At 38.3% G+C, this 8532-nt stretch carries 9 protein-coding genes and 1 rRNA gene; 8 read left to right on the top strand and 2 right to left on the bottom strand.

Going from position 1 to position 8532, the window contains the following annotated elements:
* Positions 1-161: 161 nt before the first annotated feature.
* The 5 genes from BGM26_RS14520 (at position 162) to BGM26_RS14500 (ending at position 3344) form a co-directional block, all read left to right on the top strand.
* A complete protein-coding gene (locus BGM26_RS14520) occupies positions 162-773 on the top strand; it encodes an FMN-binding negative transcriptional regulator (RefSeq protein ID WP_217040471.1) in 612 nt (203 codons plus the stop codon).
* A 272-nt stretch (positions 774-1045) separates the two neighbouring features.
* Positions 1046-1462, top strand: a complete 417-nt coding sequence (locus BGM26_RS14515; protein ID WP_483297783.1) for a LysE family translocator — start codon at positions 1046-1048, stop codon at positions 1460-1462.
* A 286-nt stretch (positions 1463-1748) separates the two neighbouring features.
* A complete protein-coding gene (locus BGM26_RS14510) occupies positions 1749-2381 on the top strand; it encodes an FMN-dependent NADH-azoreductase (protein WP_217040470.1) in 633 nt (210 codons plus the stop codon).
* 236 nt (positions 2382-2617) lie between these two features.
* On the top strand, positions 2618-2785 hold the full coding sequence (locus tag BGM26_RS14505) for a serpin family protein (RefSeq protein WP_254119297.1): 168 nt from the start codon (positions 2618-2620) through the stop codon (positions 2783-2785).
* Between the two features lie 106 nt (positions 2786-2891).
* Positions 2892-3344, top strand: coding sequence for a nucleoside deaminase (locus BGM26_RS14500; protein ID WP_217040468.1), 453 nt, complete (start codon positions 2892-2894; stop codon positions 3342-3344).
* A gap of 191 nt (positions 3345-3535) precedes the next feature.
* On the opposite strand, the gene BGM26_RS14495 is transcribed toward BGM26_RS14500, so the two are convergent.
* Positions 3536-3781 (bottom strand): DUF2164 domain-containing protein, encoded by a 246-nt coding sequence (locus BGM26_RS14495; protein ID WP_217040467.1) that lies wholly within the window; start codon positions 3779-3781, stop codon positions 3536-3538.
* A gap of 209 nt (positions 3782-3990) precedes the next feature.
* Complete coding sequence (locus BGM26_RS14490) at positions 3991-4533, bottom strand: flavodoxin family protein (RefSeq protein ID WP_217040466.1); 543 nt, start codon at positions 4531-4533, stop codon at positions 3991-3993.
* A gap of 144 nt (positions 4534-4677) precedes the next feature.
* On the opposite strand from BGM26_RS14490, the gene BGM26_RS14485 reads away from it, so the two are divergent.
* The 3 genes from BGM26_RS14485 (at position 4678) to BGM26_RS14475 (ending at position 8524) form a co-directional block, all read left to right on the top strand.
* Positions 4678-5571 carry a LysR family transcriptional regulator gene (locus BGM26_RS14485; protein ID WP_217040465.1) on the top strand — a complete coding sequence of 298 codons (894 nt, stop codon included), beginning with the start codon at positions 4678-4680 and terminating at the stop codon, positions 5569-5571.
* Between the two features lie 257 nt (positions 5572-5828).
* A complete protein-coding gene (locus BGM26_RS14480) occupies positions 5829-6170 on the top strand; it encodes a zinc ribbon domain-containing protein YjdM (RefSeq protein ID WP_217040464.1) in 342 nt (113 codons plus the stop codon).
* Between the two features lie 740 nt (positions 6171-6910).
* Positions 6911-8524 (top strand): 16S ribosomal RNA (locus BGM26_RS14475).
* The last annotated feature ends 8 nt before the right edge of the window (positions 8525-8532 follow it).

Below are 8532 nucleotides of genomic sequence, written 5' to 3'. Positions count from 1 at the left end.
CGGTAACGCCGAGGAGGCTTCCGTCCCTCCCCGCGGAAAGCAAGTGCCCGCAGCGGAAATCAGCGGGCAAAGTTTGTAGGCTAAAAACAACAATATATGCGAGAACAGCCTTTATTTTCAATGCTTCACATAAAGATTAAAATTCTGAAAGGAGAAACCCCATGTATATTCCTTCACACTTTAAAATTGCAGATGTAAAAATCGCCTGCGACATTATAAAAGAACATAGTTTTGCAACCCTGTTTTCTCAACACAATGGAATGCCATTCGTAACTCATTTACCGTTAATTTTGAACAAGGAGAACACATACTTATATGGTCACTTTGCTCGTCCGAACCCTCAGTGGAAAGATATTGAAGATCAAACAGTTTTAGCCGTTTTTCATGGTCCTCATTGCTATATCTCTCCCTCTTGGTATGAGACGAATAAAGCAGTACCAACATGGAATTATGTGACCGTTCATGTCTACGGAGAAGTCGAACTTATAGAGGATGAGCATGAGTTAATGGTCCCCTTACATGACATGGTATTGAAGTATGAAGCTCCTGATAGTTCTTACAGCTTACAAGATGTCGACGCTGAGTTTCTCGCTGGTATGAATAAAGGAATTCAGGGATTCAAAATAAAAATCAATAAGATAGAGGGAAAAGCAAAGTTAAGTCAAAACCATCCATTGCAGAGACAAGAGCTAATTGTTAATCAACTGGAACAGATCTCAAATACAGATGAGCAACAGATTTCCTTATTAATGAAAGCAAACTTAAAAAAGTGAGGTGTAATGTTACTACTTTTAGCTTTTATTAATTCAGATCGTACAACACCTTACAATTGAGTAGCCAAGGATAAGACCAGTCAACTGATTAGGGTCTTTTTATCCTCTAACCACAAATATGATATATACGGATAAAAACTACTGGTTCAGAGTAGTTTTTACCTTTACAAAAGTCATGTAATGGGGAATGCGAACGGGTCTACAACAATATATCACCATTAATTTAAGAAAAAATACGAAAAGGAGTTGTAATTTATGGAGTCTTCAACTATTTGGCTATTTATCTTATCTATCTGGGGTGTAAGACTTTATTTGCTTCATCTGGTTCAACGACTTCAGAAACTCCTAAAGCCCCTCGTAAAAAATTAACTAAGATTTTATATCAATCAGCTCTTGTAGAAATTATGAATCCCAAGACAGCGCTCTTTTTTTTAGCCTTCTTTCCGCAATTCATATCACCTTCTGCCGGATCAGTTATAGTACAATTTTTACTTTTAGGAACTATTTTTATTATTTTAGCTTTTATTAGTGATGGTCTGTATGCACTTCTTGCAGCAAGTATTAGAAAGCGGATTATAGGTAGTAAAGTAAATACAAAGTTACAGAATCGGATAACTGGTTATTTATATATTCTATTAGGGATATTCTCCGCCTTTGCAAGCCCTTTTAAGAATGAAAGTGGGAGATGAAATCTAATCTTTTGTCCCGCATTAGACGTTACGGGCTCTTAAGTTGGCTCTATAGAAATTTTTCCAATGCTCGTTTTAATTGTGTAATAATTATTCACCAGAATGTGTTCCTCTCTTTATGTGGTTTGGATTGTTCAAATCCTAATCTACCAAGTAGGAGCATTTTTATTGAATGAATAATGTTAATGAGATAACGAAAATCTAATTGGTTGACATTTATGTTATATTCATATATTATGAATTCAAGATAAACAAATTGACGATAACTTAAGGAGAGATAAACAATATGAATATATTAGTAGTAAAAGCAAATAACCGTCCAGCCTCTGAAGCTGTATCAAGTAAAATGTATGAAACTTTCATGAAAAACCTTGAAGGTGTAAACGTAACAACTTATGATGTATTTGCAGAAGATATGCCTTACCTTGGTCAAGATTTATTCAACGCTTTCGGTAAAGTACAATCAGGCGAAGAAATGACTGACGTAGAACAACGTATTTTAGCTGCAAAACAAAAAGCAATGGATGCCTTAACAGCTGCAGACGTTGTTGTATTTGCATTCCCGTTATGGAACTTAACAATCCCAGCTAAATTGCAAACATTCATTGATTATGTATACCAAGCTGGTTATTCTTTCAAATATGACGAAAATGGCCAATTAGTACAATTATTAACTGACAAAAAAGCCATTATTCTAAGTGCACGCGGTGGCGTTTACTCAACACCAGAAGCAGCACCAATGGAAATGGCTGCTACCTATATTAAAAACGTTGTTGGTGGCGTATTCGGTATGGAAATCGCACAAGAAGTTATTATTGAAGGTCATGCATCAGCACCAGATCAAGCAGAAGCAATTATTGCAGAAGGTTTAGCGAAAGTTGAAGCTGTAGCAAAAGATTTATCAGCAGTACTAGTTTAATAATTAAAAGTTTGATCAAAAATCCTGTATTGATATGCAGGATTTTTTTGTGCGCTCAGCATGGGCGTAGTCTTAAGTGTGCAAGTTCTCCTACCTATTTATTGGGTTTTACCATTCACATTCTTTGAGAGAGGAATTGCTGAAGCCTTTCCCGATTTAAAAAGTCTAATGTGGTAAAGGGTGGCGATAATTTTTAAGAAATTAATCCTTCTACTTATATAATGAGTTTTTTTATATTGGCAACGTTTGTAGAAGTGGTTAAAGAGTCGGCTTCAATAGATACGCCATTCCATATGGAAGTGAACCGGCCATTTTTCATTGTAATTACAGATAATGAAACGAGTACGATATTATTCATGGTTCAATTTCCAATCTACAGGAAGATTGAGTTATACTCCCGGTGAAGAAATTCCTAACTTACTATAGCTATAGTAAGACGATTCATTGAGAAACCTTTATTAATGTCTTATGATCATGATAGAAGTATCAAATAATCATGGGGGTTTTGTAATGGGAAAATTCATGGAGCGAGCTGTAAGACTGGCGGTAGACAATGTTCGTGATGGAGGACAACCTTTTGGTGCGGTACTTGTGAAAGATAATAATATTGTAGCTGAAGGTGTGAATGAGCTGCACAAAACCTATGATGTTAGCGGGCATGCGGAATTACTAGCTATTAGGAGAGCGCAAATGCAATTACAAACGCTCGATTTATCCGGTTATACGATGTATGCGAGCGGGGAGCCTTGTCCGATGTGTTTAACGGCTATGTACTTTGCTGGTATTGAAAAGGTATTTTATTGTGCATCTGTTGAGGACGCGGCTGAAGCTGGATTAGGGAAATCGAAAATGATATATGGGGACATACAAAAACCAAAAGCAGAAAGGACACTTTCGATGGTCCAAATGCCATTAAATGATGAGCAAGAAGATCCAATGAAGCTCTGGAAGGAGCAATTATAGCATAATGGGACGTGGGGGAAGAGAACCACGTCCCATTAAGCATAAAACCTAATAATCAAATTCCAGAATATAGCGCAATTCTCAAAAAAGAAAATGTGTCTATTTTTGTATCGTGATTATGATATAACGGTTTTGACACCAACTGCGCAATAAAAAGAGTTCTTACGGTCAAATTCACTCTTGAGAATCTATTATCTTTTAATAGGACGTTCGAGAGATAATATTTCATCTTCTAGTGAAGAAAATTGCTGTTCAACTACATGTTTAGCATCTAAAATAGCAGCGTTATAGAAATGAGGAGCGAGAGACTTCTTAACAAACTCTAATACTCTTTCTGCAGCAAATTCGGTTATTTCTTCATCTCTTTCTTGCGAAAAGAAATATTGAATGTCAGCAATCATTAATTGTTGTTGCTCTTTTGTAAGCTTTAAAAACAAAACAGAACACTCCTTTAAAAAATATATTAATGCAACTATACATGTGAAATATAGTAAATGACAGGCTGTATTTTTACGGAGCATTATGTCTATGGAGGAATGCGTAAGCATATGATATGGGATTCCCAATCTTTATCCATGCTTCCAATCACAAAGGATTAAGTGAAAGCCTTTTTTAATTAAACTTATTGTTAACTTAACAAGGATCGTTAGTCCTTTAAATGATTACGGATTTGAGAAGCTGCGAAAAGTGCATCTTTGTCTTGAATGACATCCTCAGGTTTGTTCCCTTTTCCAAGAATATATCCCCCAAACTCCATTCCAACAAAATCAAAGATATGTTTAAACTGCTGAATCATAGGCAGGCCTTTAATGGATGGATCATCTCCTCCAACGGCAATCACAAATGCTTTTTTTGACGCCATTTTATTTTTGAAATCAGGATATTTCGGGTCCCTTAATGTCTGAGACCATCGATCAATAAAGTTTTTCATGGTTCCTGACATGCTATACCAATAAATTGGAGTTGAAAATATTAAAATGTTATGTGGCAGAATCCTATCGATGACCCCGTTATAATCGTCATTTCTGTCCTGAAATCCATCTTGCGAATGGCGCATGTCGATAATTGGTTGGATTTTATGATCTCTTAAGTATATTTTTTCGGAAGCTATTCCTTGAGTTACGTGTTCTGTCAATATATCTGTATTTCCATTTGGACGGGTTCCCCCAAATATGACTGCTATTGTCATTCCTTATCTCTCCTTTTCTTATACATTAAGTTGTTTACTAATTGTTGCCTGATTACTTATATCTTATAATGAAATTAACAATCGATAAAGATGATTTTGTTGATTAATTCAATCGGAAATAACGATTATAAAGAGGCTGATGATATGGAAATCAAACAATTGATTACTTTTAAAAATGCCGCAGAAAATTTGAACTTTACCCAGACTGCGAAGATATTAAATTTCGCACAATCTAGTGTAACAGCCCAAATAAAAGCTCTTGAAGGCGAGATTGGTAAACCATTATTTGAGCGTCTAGGAAAACGATTAGTTTTAACAGAGGCTGGACATCACTTTAAAATTTATGCTGAAAAGATGATCAGACTAAGCGAAGAAGCAATTATAGCTGCAAATGGAGAAGAAGAACCAACAGGTACCCTTACAATAGGGGCACAGGAGAGCCAGTGCACATATCGATTACCTCCAATTCTTAAAGAGTTCAAAGCTAAATTTCCAAATATTAAGCTTGTTTTTAAACCTGCACATTCTGACGAAATGGCGAGAAAGCAGCTAATGGAGGGATTATTAGATGTTGCTTTTATTATGGACCACAGCAAGCCTGAGGATTCTTTAAGAATAGAGCAACTTATCAAGGAAGAATTAAAATTGGTCGCCTCGCCAAACCATCTAAAATTAGTGATCTCACCAGTTGATCTTAAGCATGAGACTCTTTTGCTTACAGAAACTGGCTGTTCTTATCGGAATATTTTTGAGGACTCCTTCAAATCAGTGGGAGTATACCCTTTAGATAAAATAGAATTTGGCAGCATCGAAGCTATCAAACAATGTGTAATTGCGGGACTAGGCATAGCTTTATTACCTGAGATGGTAGTGGAAAAAGATATTAAAGAGGGCAGAATGAAGGAATTATCATGGAAGGCTCCCGGATCCCCACTTTTTACTCAAATTGCATGGCATAAGGATAAATGGATGACACCTCCTTTAGAGGAATTTATTAATTTAACTCGTAAGACATTTTTATCGAATGATTTATATTAGTATGTTCGCAAGCTATGGACTGTAAAAATTCGTTATTCTATTGAAAAATATTAAATGATTATATCTCAAGGAAAGCTTGGAGGAAGGTTTGTCAATATAAGAGGAATGTGGCAGTATATAAGCATAAAAGAAACCGCTATATATTCTTTTCTATAAATTTCAAGTTCGTAATTGCTATTCTTACGAAGTTGTATATAGGAAAGTAACAAAATTCTTATATCCTAGAACTAACAATATCAAATGGAGGAAATGAAATTATGCATGATTTGCCAAATTGCCCTAAATGTAATTCAGAATACACTTATGAAGATGGAAGTCTTTTTGTTTGCCCAGAATGTGCGCATGAGTGGACTTTAGAAGTAGAAACTGAAAATAGTGAAGATAAAAGGATTATCAAAGATGCAAATGGAAATATCTTAAATGATGGGGATTCTGTCACAGTAATCAAAGATCTTAAAGTAAAAGGAAGTTCATTAGTCGTAAAAATTGGTACAAAAGTAAAAAATATAAGTTTGGTTGATGGAGATCACGATATTGATTGCAAAATTGATGGTTTTGGAGCTATGAAATTAAAATCTGAATTTGTTAAAAAGGTTTAAAAGCGACTAAAACTAAAATTATCATCAAGTCAAAAAAGCATTGTAGTTAGCTAGAAGTGTGTTATATGTACTTTTACTGTGAATTTCACGGCTGTAGCGTTAATTCTATATAGGCATCTCAGATAAGCTGATAAAGAACGTCCATTTAAGTTAATTATAACTTGATGGACGTTCAACTTTTTTTAGTTGATATTAACCGTTATTTTAGACTCAATCGGCCTAAAATAAATGATTGTATGTGTGGTACTTTGCTAGTTAGGTATTCAACTAGCTAATCTAGTTGAAAGGTTTTTAAAGAACCTTAAATCAAAACTTGTTTGTCGCCTTCTTCTATTGTAATGGCTTCTTATTTATGAAATATATTTTTGCGTTTAATTGTTGACTTTTATATATTATGATAGTAATATTAAAAATCCAGCTAAGATATTTGTGAAAAAAGATTGTAAGACTAACAAATCGCATAAAATTTTTTTTAAAATAGTTGTTGACTTTAATATTCTAAAATAGTAATATAGGAAAGTCCCGCTAAGTAAAATGATTTCTTAATTGGGTAAAGGTTAATAGGTGTATTGAAAGGAATACTTTGGATGCTGCTTTGAAGAAAGTTAGCGAAAAAGTATTTGACACCATGAAAAAGAGATGGTATGATATTATTCTGTCTCATAGAAATAGTTCTTTGAAAACTAAACAAAGCAGAAACGTCAACGTTTTAATTTTTATTTTAGAGCTAATCTTACTCTTTATTGGAGAGTTTGATCCTGGCTCAGGACGAACGCTGGCGGCGTGCCTAATACATGCAAGTCGAGCGAATGGATGGGAGCTTGCTCCCTGAAGTTAGCGGCGGACGGGTGAGTAACACGTGGGCAACCTGCCTGTAAGACTGGGATTAACTTCGGGAAACCGGAGCTAATACCGGATAATTCTTTTTCTCTCATGAGGAAAAGCTGAATGATGGTTTCGGCTATCACTTACAGATGGGCCCGCGGCGCATTAGCTAGTTGGTGAGGTAATGNGATGGTTTCGGCTATCACTTACAGATGGGCCCGCGGCGCATTAGCTAGTTGGTGAGGTAATGGCTCACCAAGGCAACGATGCGTAGCCGACCTGAGAGGGTGATCGGCCACACTGGGACTGAGACACGGCCCAGACTCCTACGGGAGGCAGCAGTAGGGAATCTTCCGCAATGGACGAAAGTCTGACGGAGCAACGCCGCGTGAGTGATGAAGGTTTTCGGATCGTAAAACTCTGTTGTTAGGGAAGAACAAGTACCGGAGTAACTGCCGGTACCTTGACGGTACCTAACCAGAAAGCCACGGCTAACTACGTGCCAGCAGCCGCGGTAATACGTAGGTGGCAAGCGTTGTCCGGAATTATTGGGCGTAAAGCGCGCGCAGGCGGTCTTTTAAGTCTGATGTGAAAGCCCACGGCTCAACCGTGGAGGGTCATTGGAAACTGGAGGACTTGAGTGCAGAAGAGGAGAGTGGAATTCCACGTGTAGCGGTGAAATGCGTAGAGATGTGGAGGAACACCAGTGGCGAAGGCGACTCTCTGGTCTGTAACTGACGCTGAGGCGCGAAAGCGTGGGGAGCGAACAGGATTAGATACCCTGGTAGTCCACGCCGTAAACGATGAGTGCTAAGTGTTAGAGGGTTTCCGCCCTTTAGTGCTGCAGCTAACGCATTAAGCACTCCGCCTGGGGAGTACGGCCGCAAGGCTGAAACTCAAAGGAATTGACGGGGGCCCGCACAAGCGGTGGAGCATGTGGTTTAATTCGAAGCAACGCGAAGAACCTTACCAGGTCTTGACATCCTCTGACAACCCTAGAGATAGGGCTTTCCCCTTCGGGGGACAGAGTGACAGGTGGTGCATGGTTGTCGTCAGCTCGTGTCGTGAGATGTTGGGTTAAGTCCCGCAACGAGCGCAACCCTTGATCTTAGTTGCCAGCATTCAGTTGGGCACTCTAAGGTGACTGCCGGTGACAAACCGGAGGAAGGTGGGGATGACGTCAAATCATCATGCCCCTTATGACCTGGGCTACACACGTGCTACAATGGATGGTACAAAGGGCTGCAAGACCGCGAGGTTAAGCGAATCCCATAAAACCATTCTCAGTTCGGATTGCAGGCTGCAACTCGCCTGCATGAAGCCGGAATCGCTAGTAATCGTGGATCAGCATGCCACGGTGAATACGTTCCCGGGCCTTGTACACACCGCCCGTCACACCACGAGAGTTTGTAACACCCGAAGTCGGTGGGGTAACCGTAAGGAGCCAGCCGCCTAAGGTGGGACAGATGATTGGGGTGAAGTCGTAACAAGGTAGCCGTATCGGAAGGTGCGGCTGGATCACCTCCTTTCTAAGGAT

It is taken from the genome of Bacillus sp. FJAT-29790 (assembly GCF_019039215.1).
GTDB lineage: Bacteria > Bacillota > Bacilli > Bacillales > Cytobacillaceae > Cytobacillus.
This window is presented reverse-complemented; position numbering and strand designations above follow the sequence as displayed.